Source organism: Streptomyces sp. NPDC050145, assembly GCF_044460245.1.
Lineage (GTDB): Bacteria > Actinomycetota > Actinomycetes > Streptomycetales > Streptomycetaceae > Streptomyces.
In genome coordinates this window covers 1-18919 of record NZ_JBITJS010000001.1, presented here as the reverse complement: position 1 = coordinate 18919, position 18919 = coordinate 1, and the positions used below count along the sequence as shown (strand labels likewise).

General features: G+C 72.1%; 21 protein-coding genes. 8 read left to right on the top strand and 13 right to left on the bottom strand.

All coding sequences use genetic code 11. The features are described from left to right. Nucleotides 1-6 precede the first annotated feature (6 nt). Nucleotides 7-858: a formyltetrahydrofolate deformylase gene (gene purU / locus ACIBTU_RS00105; RefSeq protein ID WP_399123575.1), complete on the top strand. Its 852-nt coding sequence runs from the start codon at nt 7-9 to the stop codon at nt 856-858. A 45-nt stretch (nt 859-903) separates the two neighbouring features. Here purU and ACIBTU_RS00100 read toward each other — a convergent pair whose 3' ends face one another. Together ACIBTU_RS00100 and ACIBTU_RS00095 are read right to left on the bottom strand one after the other, a co-directional pair. Then, nucleotides 904-2274 (bottom strand): FAD-dependent oxidoreductase, encoded by a 1371-nt coding sequence (locus ACIBTU_RS00100; RefSeq protein ID WP_399123574.1) that lies wholly within the window; start codon nt 2272-2274, stop codon nt 904-906. A gap of 41 nt (nt 2275-2315) precedes the next feature. Next, nucleotides 2316-2819: an AAA family ATPase gene (locus tag ACIBTU_RS00095; RefSeq protein ID WP_399123573.1), complete on the bottom strand. Its 504-nt coding sequence runs from the start codon at nt 2817-2819 to the stop codon at nt 2316-2318. 145 nt (nt 2820-2964) lie between these two features. Between ACIBTU_RS00095 and ACIBTU_RS00090 the strand changes: the two genes are divergently transcribed. Then, nucleotides 2965-3798 carry a PIG-L family deacetylase gene (locus ACIBTU_RS00090; protein ID WP_399123572.1) on the top strand — a complete coding sequence of 278 codons (834 nt, stop codon included), beginning with the start codon at nt 2965-2967 and terminating at the stop codon, nt 3796-3798. Nucleotides 3799-3803: 5 nt separating this feature from the next. On the opposite strand, the gene ACIBTU_RS00085 is transcribed toward ACIBTU_RS00090, so the two are convergent. Further along, nucleotides 3804-4178 carry a VOC family protein gene (locus ACIBTU_RS00085; protein WP_399123571.1) on the bottom strand — a complete coding sequence of 125 codons (375 nt, stop codon included), beginning with the start codon at nt 4176-4178 and terminating at the stop codon, nt 3804-3806. A gap of 91 nt (nt 4179-4269) precedes the next feature. Between ACIBTU_RS00085 and ACIBTU_RS00080 the strand changes: the two genes are divergently transcribed. Beyond that, the gene (locus ACIBTU_RS00080; RefSeq protein ID WP_399123570.1) at nt 4270-5265 is read left to right on the top strand and encodes a helix-turn-helix transcriptional regulator; all 996 of its coding nucleotides are present in this window, start codon (nt 4270-4272) and stop codon (nt 5263-5265) included. 66 nt (nt 5266-5331) lie between these two features. Continuing rightward, nucleotides 5332-6594, top strand: coding sequence for a hypothetical protein (locus ACIBTU_RS00075; RefSeq protein WP_399123569.1), 1263 nt, complete (start codon nt 5332-5334; stop codon nt 6592-6594). A gap of 162 nt (nt 6595-6756) precedes the next feature. Here ACIBTU_RS00075 and rocD read toward each other — a convergent pair whose 3' ends face one another. The 4 genes from rocD to ACIBTU_RS00055 all read right to left on the bottom strand — a co-directional run bounded on the left by rocD (nt 6757) and on the right by ACIBTU_RS00055 (nt 10114). Beyond that, nucleotides 6757-7980, bottom strand: a complete 1224-nt coding sequence (gene rocD / locus ACIBTU_RS00070; RefSeq protein WP_399123568.1) for an ornithine--oxo-acid transaminase — start codon at nt 7978-7980, stop codon at nt 6757-6759. Continuing rightward, a complete protein-coding gene (ddaH, locus tag ACIBTU_RS00065) occupies nt 7977-8762 on the bottom strand; it encodes a dimethylargininase (protein ID WP_399123567.1) in 786 nt (261 codons plus the stop codon). Before ddaH ends, rocD begins: the two co-directional genes overlap by 4 nt. Before the next feature lie 144 nt (nt 8763-8906). Continuing rightward, entirely contained in the window at nt 8907-9434 is a 528-nt protein-coding gene (locus ACIBTU_RS00060) for an Lrp/AsnC family transcriptional regulator (RefSeq protein ID WP_399123566.1), read from the bottom strand. A gap of 20 nt (nt 9435-9454) precedes the next feature. Then, the gene (locus tag ACIBTU_RS00055; RefSeq protein ID WP_399123565.1) at nt 9455-10114 is read right to left on the bottom strand and encodes an NADPH-dependent F420 reductase; all 660 of its coding nucleotides are present in this window, start codon (nt 10112-10114) and stop codon (nt 9455-9457) included. 92 nt (nt 10115-10206) lie between these two features. Here ACIBTU_RS00055 and ACIBTU_RS00050 point away from each other — a divergent pair, with 92 nt between their 5' ends. Beyond that, nucleotides 10207-10584, top strand: coding sequence for a winged helix-turn-helix transcriptional regulator (locus ACIBTU_RS00050; RefSeq protein WP_399123564.1), 378 nt, complete (start codon nt 10207-10209; stop codon nt 10582-10584). Nucleotides 10585-10593: 9 nt separating this feature from the next. Here the strand turns inward: ACIBTU_RS00050 and ACIBTU_RS00045 are convergent, their stop codons facing one another. Continuing rightward, entirely contained in the window at nt 10594-11955 is a 1362-nt protein-coding gene (locus tag ACIBTU_RS00045) for a cation:dicarboxylate symporter family transporter (protein WP_399123563.1), read from the bottom strand. A gap of 184 nt (nt 11956-12139) precedes the next feature. Continuing rightward, nucleotides 12140-12328 carry a DUF6381 family protein gene (locus ACIBTU_RS00040; RefSeq protein WP_384625962.1) on the bottom strand — a complete coding sequence of 63 codons (189 nt, stop codon included), beginning with the start codon at nt 12326-12328 and terminating at the stop codon, nt 12140-12142. 437 nt (nt 12329-12765) lie between these two features. Between ACIBTU_RS00040 and ACIBTU_RS00035 the strand changes: the two genes are divergently transcribed. Further along, the gene (locus ACIBTU_RS00035) at nt 12766-14412 is read left to right on the top strand and encodes a phytoene desaturase family protein (protein WP_399123562.1); all 1647 of its coding nucleotides are present in this window, start codon (nt 12766-12768) and stop codon (nt 14410-14412) included. A 14-nt stretch (nt 14413-14426) separates the two neighbouring features. Here the strand turns inward: ACIBTU_RS00035 and ACIBTU_RS00030 are convergent, their stop codons facing one another. Then, the gene (locus ACIBTU_RS00030; RefSeq protein WP_399123561.1) at nt 14427-14846 is read right to left on the bottom strand and encodes an ankyrin repeat domain-containing protein; all 420 of its coding nucleotides are present in this window, start codon (nt 14844-14846) and stop codon (nt 14427-14429) included. A gap of 74 nt (nt 14847-14920) precedes the next feature. On the opposite strand from ACIBTU_RS00030, the gene ACIBTU_RS00025 reads away from it, so the two are divergent. Next, complete coding sequence (locus ACIBTU_RS00025) at nt 14921-15382, top strand: hypothetical protein (RefSeq protein WP_399123560.1); 462 nt, start codon at nt 14921-14923, stop codon at nt 15380-15382. Here the strand turns inward: ACIBTU_RS00025 and ACIBTU_RS00020 are convergent. Both ACIBTU_RS00020 and ACIBTU_RS00015 read right to left on the bottom strand, forming a co-directional pair. Next, entirely contained in the window at nt 15337-16830 is a 1494-nt protein-coding gene (locus tag ACIBTU_RS00020) for an amino acid permease (protein WP_399123559.1), read from the bottom strand. The genes ACIBTU_RS00025 and ACIBTU_RS00020 overlap by 46 nt on opposite strands. Beyond that, nucleotides 16827-17612: a gamma-glutamyl-gamma-aminobutyrate hydrolase family protein gene (locus tag ACIBTU_RS00015; protein ID WP_399123558.1), complete on the bottom strand. Its 786-nt coding sequence runs from the start codon at nt 17610-17612 to the stop codon at nt 16827-16829. Before ACIBTU_RS00015 ends, ACIBTU_RS00020 begins: the two co-directional genes overlap by 4 nt. A gap of 58 nt (nt 17613-17670) precedes the next feature. On the opposite strand from ACIBTU_RS00015, the gene ACIBTU_RS00010 reads away from it, so the two are divergent. Then, entirely contained in the window at nt 17671-18390 is a 720-nt protein-coding gene (locus ACIBTU_RS00010) for a FadR/GntR family transcriptional regulator (protein WP_399123557.1), read from the top strand. A gap of 102 nt (nt 18391-18492) precedes the next feature. Here the strand turns inward: ACIBTU_RS00010 and ACIBTU_RS00005 are convergent. Continuing rightward, on the bottom strand, nt 18493-18919 hold a 427-nt coding region (locus ACIBTU_RS00005; protein WP_399123556.1), incomplete at its 5' end, for an amino acid ABC transporter ATP-binding protein.

Below are 18919 nucleotides of genomic sequence, written 5' to 3'. Positions count from 1 at the left end.
CCGGCCGTGCCCCAGCCCTACATCCTGACCCTGAACTGCCCCGAGCGCCCCGGCATCGTGCACGCCGTCACGGCGTTCCTCGTCGGCCAGGGCTGTGACATCACCGAGCACCAGCAGTTCGACGACACGGACAACGGGGTCGTCTTCCTGCGCACCAGTTTCAGCGCCCCCGACGACACGACGCTCGACGCCCTCCAGGAGCGCTTCGCCGCCACCGCCGAGGCCTACGCGATGGAGTGGCGGCTGCGGGACGCCGGTGCCGCGCCGCGGCTGCTGGTCATGGTGTCGAAGTTCGACCACTGCCTCGCCGACCTGCTGTACCGGTGGCGCAGCGGAACGCTCGACGGTGACATCGCCCTCGTCGTCTCCAACCACCCCGACCTGCGCGCCCAGGTGGAGCAGGCCGGGGTCCCCTTCCTGCACGTCCCCGTCACCCGTGACACCAAGCCCGAGGCCGAGGCGCGGCTGCTGGCTCTGGTCGAGGAGCACGCCGTCGACCTCGTCGTCCTGGCCCGCTACATGCAGATCCTCTCCGACGACCTGTGCAAGGCCCTGGAGGGGCGGGCCATCAACATCCACCACTCGTTCCTGCCGAGCTTCGCCGGTGCCAAGCCGTACCACCAGGCCCACCGGCGCGGCGTCAAACTGGTCGGCGCCACCGCCCACTACGTGACCGCGGACCTGGACGAGGGTCCGATCATCGAGCAGGAGGTGATCCGCGTCGACCACCGCAAGAGCGCCGACGAACTCGTACGGGTCGGGCGTGACGCGGAACGCCTGGCCCTGGCCCGCGCGGTGAACTGGCACTGCCAGAGCCGCGTCCTGCTGCACGGCAACCGCACGGTCGTCTTCGACTGAGTCGACCGAGCACCCCGCGTCCGGCGCGCGACGAAGGCGGCGCCCTCAGGGAACGAGGCCGTCCCACTCGGCGCGGGTCGGGCCGTCGTGCCCTGGCATGAACTCCGGGTGCGCGTCCAGCCAGGCGGTGATGTGCCGCTCGACCTCCTCGGTCCCGTAGGCCTCGTCGGCGTGTTTCAGGAGGTGGCGGACCTGGGCCCGGGCCCGCATGACGACCGGGTCGTCGAAGGCGCTAGCGCCCCGGGCGGCGGCCCGACGGTCCGTGGACTGCGCGCCCACGGCGAGGCGTTCCTCGTCGCCGCGGTCGGATTTCACTTGTGTGTCGAACCACGGGCGCAGGGTCTGGGTCGCCCACGCGTGGTAGCCGGTCGGGTCCTCGGCGATCTCGTCGGCGTGGGCGGCGAGGTGCTGGGCGGCGCGCAGTCCGAGTGCCACACCGTGCCCGAAGGTGGGGTTGGTGTGGATGAGGCTGTCCCCGACGTTGACCAGGCCCGTGACCACGGGTCCGTCCGCGTCGGTCAGGGCGGTCCAGCGGTTGTCCAGGCCCGCCATGGGCAGGACGGCCGAGCGCGGCTCGGGGTCCAGGTCCAGCCAGGCGGCGATCGCCGGGAACCGGCGGGCGACGGCCTCGAACACGGCGGGGTCGGTGAGCGCGGCGCGGCTGGGATCGCTGGTGGAGAGCACCAGGCTCGCCGCGAACGTGCCGTTGTCGGAGGGGAAGACGCCGCCGAGCGCGAACGGTGCGGCCGAGCCGGTCTTCACGCGACCGGGGTCACGGGGTCCGTCGGCGCGCAGGCTGTACCAGCGGCACAGGTACGCGATCCCGGCGCGGTGGCTCTGGACCGCGGGCGGACGGCAGCCGGCCTCGGTCAGCCACGCCGGCACCGGCGAGCGACGCCCGGAGGCGTCGACGACGAGGTCCGCCGCATGCACCTCGTCCCCCACACGCACGCCCGTGACCCGGGCGGGGCGGCCTTCCCGGAAGACGAGTCCGCTCACCCTGACGCCCGGCCGCACGTCGACGCCGGGCTCGCGGCGCACGGCCGCCGCCAGTGCGGCCTCCAGCACGATGCGGCGGGTGCGCAGGGTGACCAGGTCCTCGTCGCCTTCGCGGCGCGGCGGATGCTCGTCGAACCAGTCGAAGTCGTGGTACTCCCGGGCCCCGCGCGCCAGCAGGTCCTCGTAGACGTCCGGGGCCTCGGCGCGCAGCACGGTGCGTACGGGGGCGAGCAGGGAGTGGGGCTGATCGGCCTGCGGGACGCGGGGCCGGTCCCAGTGGAAGAAGTCCTCGTCCGGGTCGTCCCCGGCCTGCCGCACGTCCTGTTCGAACAACGTGACCGGATGGCCCCGCCGCCCCAGCATGAGGGCTGTACCCAGCCCACTGATCCCGCCGCCCATGACCGCAACCCGCGCCACCGAACTCCCCTTCGCGTCGTGTTGCGGAACGAGCCTACTGGTCAGGGAGAGGTCTGCACGACCAACTCCTCGCCCTCACCGCTCGGTTCCTCGAACTTCGCCACGTAACTGCGGAAGAGCGCCTCGTCCACGGTGACGGAATCGGCGCCCGCCTGGCTGTTGCGCGCCGCGAGGCGACGGGCCAGGGTCTCCGGGTCCGCCTTGAGGTGGACCAGCTCCCAGCGGCAACCGTGCTGTTCGATCAGGGCCTTGTAGTCGTCGCGGGCCGCGCGGCTCCAGAAGGTGTAGTCGACGACCACGTCGCGCCCGGCCTCCATCAGGGCGACCAGTTCCCGGCGCTGCTCGCCGCGGACCTCCTCCTTGAGCGCGGCGAACGCCTCCGGCTCCAGCACGAGCCCGGCGTCGCGCCCTCCGAGCCGCCGCCAGACCTCCTCGTCGATCGAGAGCCGGACATGACCGCGCCGCACCAGCTCCCTCGCGTACGTGGACTTGCCCGATCCGGGCAGACCGCACATCAGCACCACCGTGCTCGATCGTCCTGTCACACCGGCAGGTCAGGCCCGGGCGGGGTGGACGGTTCGGTGAGGGGGACGGACCGGCGAGGTCGAGTCTGCGTGCGGGGAACAGGCCGGACACCCGACACTGTTGCCACCACTTGGACGACCACATGTTTCCGCTGGAGGACTTCTCATGACCGACCGACCCCTGACGTTCATGGCCGTGCACGCCCACCCCGACGACGAGGCCACCGGAACGGGAGGGGTTCTCGCGCGGTACGCGGCGGAGGGCATCCGCACGGTTCTGGTGACGTGTACCGACGGCGCCTGCGGTGACGGACCCGGAGGCGTCAAGCCCGGCGATCCCGGGCACGATCCGGCCGCCGTCGCCCTGATGCGCCGTGAGGAACTCCAGGCGAGCTGTGACGTCCTCAAGGTCAGCGACCTGGAGACGCTGGACTACGCCGACTCCGGAATGATGGGCTGGCCGAGCAACGACGCCCCCAACTCCTTCTGGAAGACCCCCGTCGAGGTCGGCGCCGCCCGCCTCGCCGAGCTGATGCGCCACTACCGGCCCGACGTCGTCGTCACGTACGACGAGAACGGCTTCTACGGTCACCCCGACCACATCCAGGCCCACCGCATCACGATGGCGGCGCTGGAGCTGACCGACCTGTCGCCGAAGGTGTACTGGACGACGGCGCCCCGCTCGATGATGGGCCGGTTCGGGGAGATCATGCGCGAGTTCCACGAGGACATGCCGGAGCCGGACCCCGCCGAGGCCGCCGAGATGGCGAAGATCGGTCTGCCGGACGACGAGATCACCACATGGGTCGACACCACCGCGTTCAGCGGCCAGAAGTTCGACGCGCTGGCCGCCCACGCCAGCCAGGGCGAGAACATCTTCTTCCTCCGGATGGGCAAGGAGAGGTTCGGCGAGCTGATGGGCGTGGAGACCTTCGTACGGGTCGACGACGGCCGCGTCGCGGGCGAGCGCGAGGACGACCTGTTCGCCGGGCTGCGCTGAACCGCTCAGCGGGCAGGCGGCGTGAAGAAGTTGACGAGGTTGCCGTCGGGGTCGCGGAACAGCAGTGACCGGTTGCCCCAGGGCATGGTCGTGGGCTCCGTGACGAAGTCGGTGACGACACCGGTCAGGTTCTCGTAGACACGGTCCACGTCGTCGACGCGGAACTCGGTGATCACGCTGTGGTTCGCCGCCGGGCGCGCGGAGCCGGGGGCGAACAGCGGGACGGTGCGGGTGCCGGCGATCGCGAGGGTGGCCGCCGGGGTCCTGAGCTCGGCGAAGTCCTCGGTGGCCCAGGTCGCCGTCACCCCGGTGGCCCGTTCGTAGAAGGCGACGAGGCGTGCCACGTCGCCGGTGATGATGCGGATCGAGACGAAGTCCATGGGAATCTCCTGGGCTGTGCGGGCGGGACGCTTCGCAGGCTAGGCGGGATAGGGGACAGAATCGGTCCGCTATTCGCGCTAGCTTGGGTCCATGTCCCGACCCACCGGCCGCGTGCTGACCCTGCTGGAACTGCTGCAGTCGGGCGGCACGCGCACCGTGTCCGAGCTCGCCGAGCGGCTCGGCGTCGAGGGACGCACCGTGCGGCGGTACGTGGACCAGCTGGTCGACCTGGACGTGCCGGTGGAGTCGGTGCGCGGCCGCTACGGCGGGTACCGGCTCTCCCCCGGCTACCGGCTGCCGCCGCTCATGTTCGGCGACGACGAGGCGCTGGCCGTGCTGCTCGGTCTGCTCGCCGGGCGCCGGGCGGGGCTGACGACGGCGCAGCGCACGGCGAACGAGACGGCGTCGGCGAAGATCCGGCGCGTGCTGCCCCGGCACCTCGCCGCCCGCCTCGACGCGCTCACGGAGGCGCTGCACTTCACCGGGCGGCCGGGCGAGCCCGACACTCCGGACGCCTCGGTCCTGCTGTCCGTCGCCGACGCGGTGCGCCACCGCCGCCCGCTCTCGATCCGCTACACCGACGGCGAGGGCCGGCGCACCGAACGGACCCTGCACGCCTACGGGATCGTCGCCCACGCGGGCCGCTGGTACGTCACGGGCAGGGACGACGGCCTCGGCGAGGACCGCACGTTCCGCCTCGACCGCATCGCGGACCCGCGCACCCTCTCCGGCTCGTTCGACCCGCCGCCCGACGGACCCGACCCGGCGCAGCGCGTCCTGTCGGGCTTCGCCTCGGCCGCGTACGAGCACGAGGTGGTCCTGCGGATCCACGGCACGGTCGAGCAGATCCGCGCGCGCCTGCCCGTCAGCGTCGCGCACGTGGCGGAGTACGGGCGGCCCGAGGCGGACGGACCCGAGCCGGCCGCGCGCTGGTTCCGCGTCGAAGTCCGCGCCCGGCGCCTCGACTGGCTCCCCGGCGTCCTGGCCGGCCTGGACCGCCCGTTCGTCATCGAGCGGCCCGGGGAACTGCGGGACGCGGTGATCGCGCTGGCCGAGCGCCTCGCGGCGGGCGCCCGCCGGATCTGACGGCGAACGGCTCCCGCGTCGCGGTACCGTCACGGCGGGCGGGGAGAGCGGCGCGAGGGGGCGTACATGCGGGACGAAGTTCAGCTGATCAGTGACGGTGAGGGGCTCGCGGTCCTCGGGGACGCGAGCGCGGTCGAGCGTTTTCTCGTCGCCGAGGGGCTGCCGTCGAAGGAGTTGGGGCGGCGACGGCTCGGCGAGGCGCTCGGGAGCGCGGCCGGGGTCGCGCAGGCCGGGTCCGACCTGGCCGCGGACTCGGGGCGTTGGGTGAAGCTGACGAAGGAGTCGGCGCAGGCCATCGAGAAGTACGGGCTGCGGGAGAACGCCGCGTCGGGGCTGCAGACGGGGGTTCTGAAGGGGGACTCCGGGCGGATCAAGGGGTTCGTCGAGTTCGCGAAGGGCGGCGTGGGGCCGCTGCGGGCGAACCCGGCGCGGCTCGCCAACGCGGCCGCGCTCATGGCGCAGTTGGCGATGCAGACGGCCATGGACGAGATCAGCGACTATCTCGCCGTGATCGACGAGAAGGTCGACGACGTGCTCCGCGCGCAGGACGACGCGGCGGTGGCGGCCATGGGCGGCGTGGACCTCGTGATCGAGGAGGCGATGGCGATCCGGGAGCAGGTGGACCGGGTCTCCGAGGTCACGTGGTCGAAGGTGCAGGCCACGGCGGCGACGATCGCGCAGACCCAGGTGTACGCGTTGCGCCGGCTCGACGCGCTCGCGGAGAAGCTGGAGCGCACGTCCAAGGTCGGCGACCTGGCGAAGGCGTCCAAGGAGGTCGAGCCCCGGGTCCGCGAGTGGATCGCCGTGCTGGCGCACTGCTTCCGCCTCCAGGACGCGCTGGCCGTCCTCGAGCTGGACCGGGTCATGGACACGTCCCCGGAGGAACTGGACCGGCACCGGCTCGGGGTCCGCACGGCCCGGCGGAACCGGATGGAGCTCATCTCGCGGAGCACCGAGCGGCTGATGGCCCGGCTGCACGCGGCGGCCGGCACGGCCAACGCGAAGGTGCTGCTGCACCCGACCACGTCCCGGGACGTGGTGCAGGCGCGCAACGAGGTGGAGGTCGCCGTCGTCGACTTCCACGGGCGGCTCGGCATCGAGCGCGATGCGGAGTCACTGGCGGCACGGCGCTGGAAGGAGGCGGCCGTGGAGGTGCGGGACCGGGCACTGGAGAAGGGCGCCGAGAACGTGGACGCCGCCCGACGCCTCGGCACGGAAACCCTCGGCCGGGCCCGCTCGGCGACCGGCAGACTCTCCACCGGCATCACCGAGCGAGCGCTCCGCCGCCGCGGGGGCGACACCGAGCGGACCAGCGGCGAGGAGGCCTGAGCGGGCGGACCTCGCGGGGCGGGCGGGGCGGTCCGACGCGCCCCGCGCCCGGCCGGCCGGAGAAGGCTGCGCGCGGCGCATGCCTTCAGGGGCGCGGGGAACTGCGCGACCAGCCCCCACGGCGGGAGAGCCGAATCAACAGGTCACCGCCCCGCACACGCCCTAGCCGAGCACCCGGCCCAGCGCGTCCAGCGCCGATTCCAGCTCCTCACGCGTGATGGTCAGCGGCGGGGCGATGCGGATCGTCGAGCCGTGGGTGTCCTTGACCAGCACGCCCTCCGCCATGAGGAGTTCGCTCACGTGGCGGCCCGTGCCGAGGGCCGGGTCGATGTCGACGCCCGCCCACAGTCCGCGCGCCCGGAAGCCCGTGACGCCCTTGCCGGTCAGGGCTTCGAGGCCGCTGCGCAGCACCTCACCGAGGTCGGTGGCCCGGCGCTGGAACTCGCCGGTGGCCAGCAGGTCGACGACGGCGGAGCCGACCGCGGCGGACAGCGGGTTCCCGCCGAACGTCGAGCCGTGCTCACCGGGCCGCAGCACCCCGAGGACGTCCCGCCCGGCGACGACCGCCGACACCGGCACGATGCCGCCGCCGAGCGCCTTGCCGAGGAGCAGCATGTCGGGCCGTACGCCCTCGTGGTCGACGGCGAGGGTGCGGCCGGTGCGGCCGAGCCCCGACTGGATCTCGTCGGCGATGAACAGGCAGCCGGCCCGCCGGGTGAGGTCCCGTACGCCGGTGAGGTAGCCGTCGTCGGGGATGACGACGCCGGCCTCGCCCTGGATGGGTTCGAGCAGGACGGCGGCGGTCGTCTCGTCGACGGCCGCTTCGAGGGCCGCGAGGTCGTTGTACGGGACGACGCGGAAGCCCGGGGTGAAGGGGCCGAACCCGGCGCGGGCCGACTCGTCCGTGGAGAAGCTGACGATGGTGGTCGTGCGGCCGTGGAAGTTGCCGTCGGCCACGACGATCGTCGCCCGGTCCGCCGGGACGCCCTTGACCTCGTAGGCCCACTTGCGGGCGACCTTGACGGCGCTCTCGACGGCTTCGGCGCCCGTGTTCATCGGGAGCACCATGTCGAGGCCGGTCAGCCGGGCGAGGCCCTCGGCGAAGCCGGCGAGGCGGTCGTTGTGGAAGGCGCGGGAGGTCAGGGTGAGCTGGTCGAGCTGGCGGTGGGCCGCGTCGATCAGGTCGGGGTGGCGGTGGCCGAAGTTGAGGGCCGAGTAGCCGGCGAGCAGGTCGAGGTAGCGGCGGCCCTCGACGTCCTCGACCCAGGTGCCCTCGGCGCGGGCGACGACCACGGGCAGCGGGTGGTAGTTGTGCGCGAGCACGGGCGTCTCGGCGCTGATCAGCTCGGCGGAGGAACGCGCGGCCTGGACGGGGGCGAGGGTCATGAACGGATCTCCTGGGTGCAGCACTTGATGCCGCCGCCGGCCTTGTGGAACTCGGACAGGTCGACGGGGACGGGGACGTAACCGCGCTCGGCGAGCCGGTCGACGAGGCCGGTCGCCTGCGGGGCCACGAAGACGTGGCGCCCGTCGGAGACCGAGTTCAGGCCGAAGGCCATGGCGTCGTCGCGGGTCGCGAGGATCGCGTCGGGGAACAGGTGCGCGAGCACCTCGCGGCTGCCGGCGGAGAAGGCCTCCGGGTAGTACGCGATGTTCCCGTCGCCCTCGGGGTCGTTGAGGGCGAACAGGGCGGTGTCCAGGTGGTAGAAGTACGGGTCCACCAGGCGCAGGCCGATGAACGGGACGCCGAAGAACTCCTGCGCCTCGGCGTGCGCCTCCCGGGTCGTGCGGAAGCCGGTGCCCGCGAGGACGTAGCGGCCCACGGGGACGAGGTCGCCCTCGCCCTCGCAGACCGACTCGGGTCGCTGGACGTCGAAGCCGGCGGCCTTGAACCAGGTCGCGTACTCGACGGACTCCGGGCGCCGCTGCTCGGCGTGGAAGTTCGAGCCGAGGACGCGTCCGCCGACGACGAGCGCCGAGTTCGCGGCGAACACCATGTCGGGCAGGTCCGGGACCGGCTGCACCGTCTCGACGGTGTGGCCGTGGGCGCGGTAGGCCTCGATCAGGTTCTGCCACTGCGCGAGGGCGAGCGCGGTGTCGACCGGCGCGTCCTCACGCATCCACGGGTTGATGGCGTAGCGAACGTCGAAGTATCGGGGTTCGCACACCAGATAGCGCCTGGGCACAGACGGGTACCTCCGCTTCCTGCGGGAGACGACCGGGGATCTCCTCCAACGGTAGAAAGCGGTGGTCGCGCTCGACAAGGACATTTGAATGCGTGCCCCCGCAGGAATGCTGCGCGTATCCCGTGGTCAGCGCAGGTTCGCTGCGTCACCAAGGACGGGTTCGGGCGTCAGGTCGGGCGCCGCGTCACGGGCCCCGGCCTCCGCGCTGTCCGGCAGCAGGTGGGAGAGCACCATGTAACTGATCGTCTTCCGGATGAACGGTTCGGCCCTGATGCGTTCCAGGACCTCCTCGAAGTGCCCCACGTCCGTGGCCCTGACGTGCAGCAGCGCGTCGGCGCCGCCGGTGACGGTCATCGCGGAGGTGATCTCGGGATGGTTGCGGACGACCTCGGCGAGGCGCCTGGGCGGGGCCGCGCCGTCGCAGTACACCTCGACGAACGCCTCGGTCCTCCAGCCGAGGGCGGCGGGCCGGACCGTGGCGGTGTATCCGGTGATGACGTCGTTCTCGCGCAGCCGGTCGGCCCGCCGCTTGACGGCCGTGGCGGACAGGCCGATGGCCGCGCCGATCTCCGCGAAACTCGTTCTGGCGTTCGCGATGAGCGCCGCGACGATCTTCCGGTCGAGCTCGTCGAACGCCACGTGCTTGCTGTTCATGGCGGTACGGTACCCAGCGCTCAGCCGCGCGGCGCGGGCCCGGTCGCGTAGGCGAGCGGAGGCGCGATCGCCTGGGCGTCCGCGCCTTCTGCGACCCACAGGGTGATGAACAGGGCGGCGGTCGCTTCGAGGAGACCGGCCTGGTCGAGGCCGCCGGCGGTGACGGGGGCGCAGCCGGTGTCCCGTACGAGTTGGTGCACGCGGGCCACGGATGTCTCGTCGTCCCCGCAGACCGGGACGGACAGGGGGCGTCCGTCGAAGACCGGGGGCCGCATGCGCCAGACGTCCTCGTGGCAGAGGTTGAACGCCTTGACCACGTGGGCGCCGGGGGCCGCCGCGGCCAGTTGCCGCGCGGCGCAGGGGGCTCCTTCCGTCAGCAGGCGGAAGCCGGGGCCGACCGGGTTGGAGCAGTCGAGCAGTGTCTTGCCGTCGAGGGACGCGCGCAGGTCCCGTACGACGTCGGTTCCCGCTCCGAAGGGGAGTGCGGCGAGCACCACGTCCTCGGCGGACGCGGCCGCCTCGCGCAGGCCGGCCGCCCGTGCGCCGCCTCCGACGCGTGCCGCGAGGCGCTCCGCCTTGCGCGGGTCCCGTCCGCCGATGGTCACCTCGTGTCCGGCCCGCGCCCAGTGGCCGGCCAGCGCGTCGGCCATGTTGCCCGTGCCCAGTACGCCGATTCTCATCTCGTGCTCCCAGTTCTGTGCCGCTGCGAAGTTCCGTGCCGCTTCGCACGTTCACCCCGACGCTAGGAGCCGACTCAGGCACCATTTGGTACGTGACGACCGACGCCTTCCTCGCCGACTGCCGGGCCCGCCTCGCCTTCGACCTGCTCTCCAACACCTGGAACGCGGTGCTGCTCTGGGCGCTGCGGGACGGGCCGGTGCGGCCGGTCGAGCTCCGGGAGCGGATCGGGGGCATCAGCTCCAAGGTGCTCACGGAGACGCTGCGCCGCTTGCAGTTCAACGGGCTGGTCGAGCGGGAGGTGCTGCCGGGCGCGCCGCCCCGGGTCGAGTACCGGCTCACCGATCTGGGCCGGACCCTGCTCGCGCCGATCGACGCCTTCGGCGCGTGGGCCTTCGAGCACGGCGACGAGGTGATGGCCGCTCAGGAAGCGGCGTGCGCGGACCCGTCGGTGACGGGCCCGCGCACGTGAACGGGGCGGTCAGCCCGAGATCTGCTTCGGGTCGGCGGGCTGCGCCGTGGCGCCGACCCGCTCCTGCTCGGGGACGAACGGGATCTCGCCGCCGAGGACCTTCGTCATACGGACCTTGTCGAACACGCCCTCCCACTTCGACACCACGAAGACGGCGACGCAGTTGCCGAGCAGGTTCGTGGCGACGCGCATGGAGTCCATGATGCGGTCGACGCCCAGGAGCAGGGCCACGGCTCCGGCCGGGATGACCCCGAGCGCGGCGGCGGTCGCCGACAGGGCGAGGAAGGCCGAGCCGGGGACGCCGGCCATGCCCTTGCTCGTGAGCATCAACACCAGGACCACCGTGACCTGTTGACCGAGCGTCAGGTCGACGCCGACGGCCTGGGCGATGAACAGGGTGCCGACGGAGAGGTAGATGGAGGCGCCGTCGAGGTTGAAGGAGTAGCCGGTCGGCAGGACGAGTCCCACCGCGTCCTCGCGGCAGCCGGCCTGGCGCAGCTTCTGCATCATGCGCGGCATGACGGACTCGCTGGAGGCGGTGCCGAGCGCGAGCAGCATCTCCTCGCGGGTGTAGCGGACGAACTTCCAGAGACTGACGCCGGTGAGGGCCTTCAGCGCGACGCCGAGGAGGATCAGGAAGGCGAGGGCGACGCCGTAGCAGACGGCGATGAGCTTCCCGTAGGTCGTCATCGCGCTGATGCCGTACTCGCCGACCAGGTGGGCGGTCGCGCCGAACACGGCGAGCGGGGCGAGCTTCATGATGAAGCCGACGATGGCGAAGACGACGTCCTGGGCCTGTTCGATGGCCGGGAGGATCGCGGGGACGCGGGTGCTGCCCAGGTGGAGCAGCGCAGCGCCGACCAGGCAGGCGAGGACCAGCACCTGCAGCAGCGAGTTCTCGGCGAAGGCGCCGATGGCGCTGTCGGGCAGCGAGTGCAGGATGAACTCGCTGGTGGACGGCAGGGATCCGCCGCCCGTCTTGTCGTCGACGGCGGAGGCGTCGAGCGTGGACGGGTCGACGTTCATGCCCGCGCCGGGGCGGACGACGTTGCCGGCGACGAGGCCCACGACGAGGGCGATCGTGGTGGCCGCCTCGAACCAGAGGAGGGCCTTGAGGCCGATGCGGCCGAAGGCCTTCAGGTCGCCCGCCTTGGTGATGCCTGCGACGACCACACAGAAGACGAGCGGCGAGATCATCGCCTTGATCAGACGGACGAAGCCGTCGCCGAGGGGTTGGACAGCGGTGCCCGCGTGCGGCCACAGACGCCCGACCAGGACGCCGAGCACGAGGGCTCCGGCGACCTGGGCGAACAGTGACTTCCGCAGGAAACGCGCGATACGTCGGGCCGGGGACGGACCGGTGTTCGACATGTGCGACTCTCCAGATGCGCAAGAACTTCCGAAGTACGGAATATGACTTCCGTTCGGCCGCAACTATGTCGTTGTACCCATCACACAGGGAAGGGGTCACCGGACGCTGAGTGAATTTCGTCCCTTGCTCCAGTCCTCGGGTCATCTGAGGCCTCAGGGACTCACTCCATGGGCCTCGGGGGTCTCACTCCATGGGGTAGATGTCCCCGCTGCGCATGGCGCTCTCCTGCTCGGTGCGGGAGCGGAGCTTGCGGGACTTCTCCTCCAGGCGCTCGCGCTCCTTCGGGTCACTGGCCCGTTCCGCCGATTCGTGGAGCTTCTCGGCCTTCTCGCGCATGTGCTGGAGGCGCTCGTGGATTTCCTCAGAACTCATGTCGACCTCGCATCGTCGGTAGAGACCCGCCTGCCCCGCCGGCGCGCGGATACGCGTGCCGCGGACCGCCGCGCCCTGCCTCCAGCGTGCGCCGCAGACGCGGGACGCGCAGCCCGGGAGCCCCTCGGACCGGGCCCCATCGGCATCGCGGAGGCGCAAGTCCGGTCCGTGGTCGCGGTATTGCCCGGCCCTGGGCGCCGTGTTAGAAAATCCCGGTGACCAAGCGACGGAGCCGCGACATGACGCCCGCACCGGGATCGGTGATGGTGCGGCTGTACGCGGTCCTGTGCCCCGTCATTCCTGAGCCGCACTGGCAGACCGGGCTGTAGATCCGCTCGCTCTCCGGCGGCCGTTTCCCCTTTTCCCCTGCGATTCCAGGGTGCGTCAGGCCTGCTTCCCTTTCCGCAGGCCGGGGAACCGTGTCCCGGGGAGCGAGTGTGCGCGCGTCCCCCTGCCACTCCGCCTCACCCTCTGGAGCCCTTGTGCACTCCGCCGCTTCCGCTTCCGCCTCCCCCGCCCCCTCCCGTCCGGCCCGGTCCTCGTACGACGTCGTGATCGTCGGCGGTGGGCACAACGGCCTGGTGGCCGCCGCCTACCTCGCCCGCGCCGGGCGCAGCGTCCTCGTGCTCGAACGCCAGGACCACGTCGGCGGGGCCGCCGTGTCGGCCCAGGCGTTCAAGGGCCTGGACGCGCGGCTCTCCCGGTACTCGTACCTGGTCAGCCTGCTGCCCCACCGGATCGTCGAGGATCTCGGACTGCGCTTTCGGACGCGGCAGCGCCGGATCTCCTCGTACACCCCTGCCGTCGTGGACGGGCGCCCGACCGGGCTGCTCGTGCAGAACGACGAGGCCCGGACCCGTGAGTCCTTCCGCCGGCTCACCGGCTCCGACCGGGACTTCGAGGCCTGGCAGCGGTTCTACGCGATGACCGGGCGGGTCGCGCGGCGGGTCTTCCCGACGCTGACCGGGCCGCTGCCCAGCCGCGCCGAGCTGGAGCGGATCGTCGACGACAAGGAGGCCTGGGAGGCGCTGTTCGAGCGTCCGCTGGGCGAGGCGATCGAGGCGCGGTTCGAGAACGACCTGGTGCGGGGCGTCGTGCTCACCAACGCACTGATCGGCACGTTCACGCACGCCCACGACGAGTCCCTGGTGCAGAACCGCTGCTTCCTCTACCACGTGATCGGGAACGGCACCGGGGACTGGGACGTCCCCGTCGGCGGCATGGGCGCGCTCACCGGCGCGCTCGCGGACGCCGCCCGCGCGGCCGGGGCCGAGATCGTCGTCGGCCACGACGCCCTGGGTATCGACTCGGACAACACCGGCGCGGAGGTCCGCTACCGGTCTCCGGAGACGGAGGGGCGCGTCGCCGCCGGTTCGGTCCTGGCCAACGTCGCCCCCTCCACCCTCGCCCGCCTCCTCGGTGACGCACCCGATGCGAACCAACCCGCCCCCGAGGGCGCGCAGTTGAAGGTGAACATGCTGCTGCGCCGCCTCCCGCGCCTGCGCGACCGCGCCGTGGACCCCCGGGACGCCTTCGCCGGTACGTTCCACATCGCCGAGTCGTACAGCGAGCTGGAGGCCGCCTACCGCGATGCCGCGGCGGGGCGCATCCCGGGGACGGCCCCGTCCGAGATCTACTGCCACTCCCTCACCGACCCGTCGATCCTCGGCGCCGACCTCGTGGACCGCGGGTTCCACACCCTGACCCTGTTCGGCCTGCACATGCCGGCCCGGCTCTTCGCCGGCGACCAGGACGCGGCGCGCGAGGCGGCCCTGCGCGCCACGGTGGCCTCGCTGGACGCCGTGCTGGACGAGCCGATCGCGGACTGCCTGGCGGTCGACGCCGACGGCCGCCCGTGCATCGAGGCCAAGACCCCGCTGGACCTCGAAGCGGACCTGGGGCTGCCGTCCGGCCACATCTTCCACCGCGACCTGTCCTTCCCCTACGGCACCGAGGGCACCGGCCGCTGGGGCGTGGAGACCGCGCACCCGAACGTCCTGCTGTGCGGAGCGGGCGCCGTCCGCGGTGGCGGCGTCAGCGGCATCCCGGGCCACAACGCGGCCATGTCACTTCTGGAGAGCTGAGCCTCCGGCCCCGGTCAGGGAGCCTGAGACGCCGCCCGGAGCAACTCGGCCGTGACGGGGTGCGGGCCGTGGTTCGCCCAGTCCAACGGGGCCAGGCCCGTGCCCCGGTCCTCGCGGAGGTCGGGGTCGGCGCCGTGCGCCAGCAGTACGCGGACGGTGTCGCTGTGTCCCCAGCACGCGGCCGCGCACAGCGGGGTGCCCTCGGAGCCGAGTCCGGCGCTCTCCGTGTCGGGGAGAGCGCCGGCCCGCAGCAGCAACCGGGCCACCTCGGCCTCGCCCTGCACGGCCGCCAGATACAGCGGGGTCGTCCCGTCGCTGTCCCGCCGCTCGGGGTGCGCTCCCCCGCGCAACAGGGCCCGTACGCTCGGGGCGTCCCCGGACAGGATCGCCTCGAACAGGCGACGGGACAGCTTCTTCTGACGGCGCTCCTTCATAGCCGGTGAGGCTAGCGCCCCGCCCCCGTAAACTCGGCCGGATATTCAGCGAGTTGATCGAGGAGCAGGGGCCGATGGGGAGAGCGCCCGAGCCGGAACCGGCCACCACCACAGCTTCGGCTACGGCTACGGAGAAAGATCCGAGTCTGCTGCCGGTCGTCGGCCTGTTCATCGTGCTGGCCGCGGTCCTGGAACGCTGCCTGTCACTCTTCAACGGGCCGGAGACGTACATCCTGTGCCCGGACGTCCACCTCCTGTCCGAGCGGCTCGCCCACGAAGCCGCCACGAACCGATGGCTCCTGCTGACCGGCCTCGTCCTGGCCGTGGCAGCCCTGGTGCTGTCCCGCGTGCGCCGCCAACGCGTCGTACCCGTACTCCTGTTGCCGGTGATCCTGCTCTCGGTGGTGCTGGCGGACGGCTGTGCGGCGCGCGCGGACGCCGTCGCCCACGAGATCTGGACGACCCAGGGGTGCGACGAGCCCACGGCCCTCTACGAGACCTCCCGAGGCTGGTTCGACTGGAGCCCGCTCGGCTGACCGGGCACCGGCCGCCTCCGTTGCAGCCACAGGCCCGCGAGCGCGATGGCCACGGTGAACCCCAGGGCCAGTACAGCGTCCTCGCGCGCCTCCGGCAGGGAGATCATCACCGCGTACAGCGCGACGAGAGCGAGCAGGGTCGCCCAGGTGAGCCACGGGAAGAGCCAGACCCCGGTGCCGGCCGCGGGTCGGCGCCCGCCGGTCCGGTCGTGGCGGCCGAGCACCAAGTGCGAGGCCGCGATGCCGATCCAGGTGATGTAGACGGTGTCTCCGGTGATGTTCACCAGCCGGGTGAAGGCCGTCGTCGGATGGAACACCTGGAGCAGCAGACAGAGCACCGCGACCGCGACGGTGAGCAGGATCGCCGTGTACGGCACCCCGCGCCGCGAGACGCGCGCGAGGCAGGCCGGGGCGTCATGGTCCCGGGCCAGCGCGAAGAGCATCCTGGAGCTGGCGTAGAGCTGGGAGTTCATCGTGGACAGCAGGGCCGCGAACAGCACGATGTTCAGGAGGGTCGACGCGCCGTCCAGGCCGAGGTGGCTGAGGGTGGCGGCGAACGGGCTCTCCCCGACGGCCGCGCTGTTCCACGGCAGGAGCAGGACGACCACGGACAGCGAGCCGAGGTAGAACACGGTGACGCGGACCAGGATGGTGCGGGTGCTCTTGCGGATGGCGTCCGCCGCGTCCTGCGCCTCGCCCGCGGCGATGGTCACGATCTCGGTGCCGGAGAAGGAGAACATGGCGCCCGAGGTGGCGATGACGACACCGCTGAGCCCCATGGGCAGGAAGCCGCCGTGGTCCACCAGGTTCCCGGCTCCGGGTGCGGGCGTTCCCGGCAGCAGGCCGGCGACCGCGACGATGCCGACCGCGATGAACAGGGCGATCACCGCGACCTTGATCCAGACGACCCAGAACTCCATCTCGCCGTAGGCGCGTACGGAGGTCAGGTTGACCGCGCTCACGACGGCGACCATGGCCAGGGCCGTGAGCCAGACCGGCAGGGCCGGCAGCCAGCCGTGGACGATCTGGGCGAGCGCGATCGACTCGACGCACAACCCCAGGGGCCAGCCGACCCAGTACAGCCAGCCGCTCGCGAACCCGGCCCAACGGCCGAAGGCCAGCCGGCCGTACACGGCGAAGGCGCCGGTGTCCGGTCGCGGCATCGACATCTCGGCCAGCATGCGCATGATCAGGATGACCACGGCGGCCGTGACGGCGTACGCGATCAGGATGCCCGGGCCCGCCTGCTGGATGCTCACACCCGAGCCGACGAAGAGTCCCGCGCCGACCGCACCGCCGATGCTGATCATGGTGATGTGCCGGCTGCGCAGGCTCCGGGCCAGCACCGCCGGGCCACCCCCTGTGGCGGTGCCGGCCGGCGGCGCGACCCGGTCCGCCTCGCCGGTCGCGTCCGTGCGCTGCGCCACCGTCCCGTTCTCGTCCTTCATGACCGGACCTCCGTACGCGGCTCGGCCCGCACCTGCTCCACCAGCGCGCGGAACAACGGCAGTCGCAGCTCGTCGCTGGGGACGAACGCCTCGGGGTGCCACTGGACACCGACGGTCCATGCGGCGTCGTCCCCGGACTCGACGGCCTCGACGGCTTCCACACAGCCGTCGTCGGCGCGGGCCGACACCCGCAGTCCGTCGCCTATCCGGTCGACGGCCTGGTGGTGACCGGACGACACGGGCATCCGCTCGCGCCCGAACACCTCGGCCACCGCGCTCCCGGCGGACAGCGCGACGTCGTGCACGGCCCAGTCGAGGCCGGGTTCCGGCTCGTGTGCGACGGAGGTCTTCTCCAGGTCGAGATGGAGGGTGCCGCCGCGCATCACGTTGAGCAGTTGCATGCCGCGGCAGATGCCGAGGAGCGGGAGCCGGCCGTCCAGGGCGTACCGGATCACGGCCGTGTCGAGCCGGTCCTGCGCGGGATTGACGTCGTACAGCGCGGGATGGTCCGGGTCGGCTCCGAACAGGGCCGGATCGACGTCGCCGCCACCCGGCACCACGAAGCCGCGGCAGGCCGAGAGCCGGTCGTCGAGCGGGCTCCCGTCCTCGGACGGCCGCAGGAGAACGGGCTCGGCGCCCGCGGCGCGGATCAGGTCGACGATGTCCTCGAAGATGCGGTTGGCCTCGAGAACGCGCTGGTCGGCGCCGGGCGCCGCGGCGTCGCTCAGGCGTACGGGTATCCCGACGCGGGGTGCCGGTGCCGGGGGCTCGGTCGTGCTCATAGGCTCTCCTGCTGATCGCGACTTGCGGTGGAGATGCGAAATCTAGAGGATAGGTTTCATGGACGACAAGGGCTGGACAGAACACATCGCGCCGGTGCGTTCGGCGGGAGCGGCGGAGGCCGTCGCGCGGCGGCTCAACGAGCTGATCGGCGCGCGGATCCTCGTCGGCGGTGACCGTTTCCCGCCGGAGAAGGCCCTGGCCGAGATGTTCGGGGTGGCCGTGATGACGGTGCGGCACGCGATGGCGGTGCTGCGGGAGGACGGCCTGATCGAGACCCGGCGCGGACACCGCGCGGGCACGTACGTGGTCCCCGAAGTCCTGACCCGCATCCGGGAGTTGACCGCCCTGCACCCGTACACGCAGGCCGACATCGAGGAGCTCACGGTGTGGCGGATCGCGGTGTCCGGGGAGGCCTCCGCCCGGGCGGCGCGGCATGCCTCCGAGGCGGGTCTCGCGCGGCTGCGCGAACTCGAGGCCGCGACGGACTCGGCGGTCGCCGACCCGGAGGCCTATCGCACCCTGGACGCCGGGCTCCACCTCCACATCGCCGAACTCTCCGGCTCCCGGCGGCTGATGGAGGCCGAGCAGGGCATCCAGGACGAGCTCACGCGGCTCCTGGCGGAGGATCCGGGCGGGGTGGAGGCCCGCAGCACGCCCGACCAGCTGCATCGGGCGCTGGTCGGGGCCATCGAGGGCGGCGATCCGGTGCGGGCGCGAAATCAGTTCACGGTCCACGCGGAGGCGACGGCGGATCTGTTCTTGCCGTTCGTCCAGTAGGCGGCTGCGCAACCAGCCCCCACCGGCCCGCGGACGAAGAACGAAAAAAGGGGGCGTCCGGGATGTGACCCCGGGCGCCCCCTCTTTGCGTTCGGCCGGAGACTAGAGGACCTTCGAGAGGAAGGACTTGGTGCGGTCGTGTTGGGGGTTGGTCAGGACGTCGCGGGGGTGGCCGGATTCGACGACGACGCCGCCGTCCATGAAGACGAGGCTGTCACCGACCTCGCGGGCGAAACCCATCTCGTGGGTGACGACGATCATCGTCATGCCGGACTCGGCGAGGTCGCGCATGACGTCGAGGACGTCACCGACCAGCTCCGGGTCGAGGGCCGAGGTCGGCTCGTCGAACAGCATCAGCTTGGGGTCCATCGCCAGCGCCCGGGCGATCGCGACGCGCTGCTGCTGACCGCCGGACAGCTGGGAGGGGTAGTTCTTCGCCTTGTCCGCGAGACCGACCCGCTCCAGGAGCTCGCCCGCCCGGGTCCGCGCCGCGGCCCTGGACTGCTTCTTGACCTGGACCGGGGCCTCC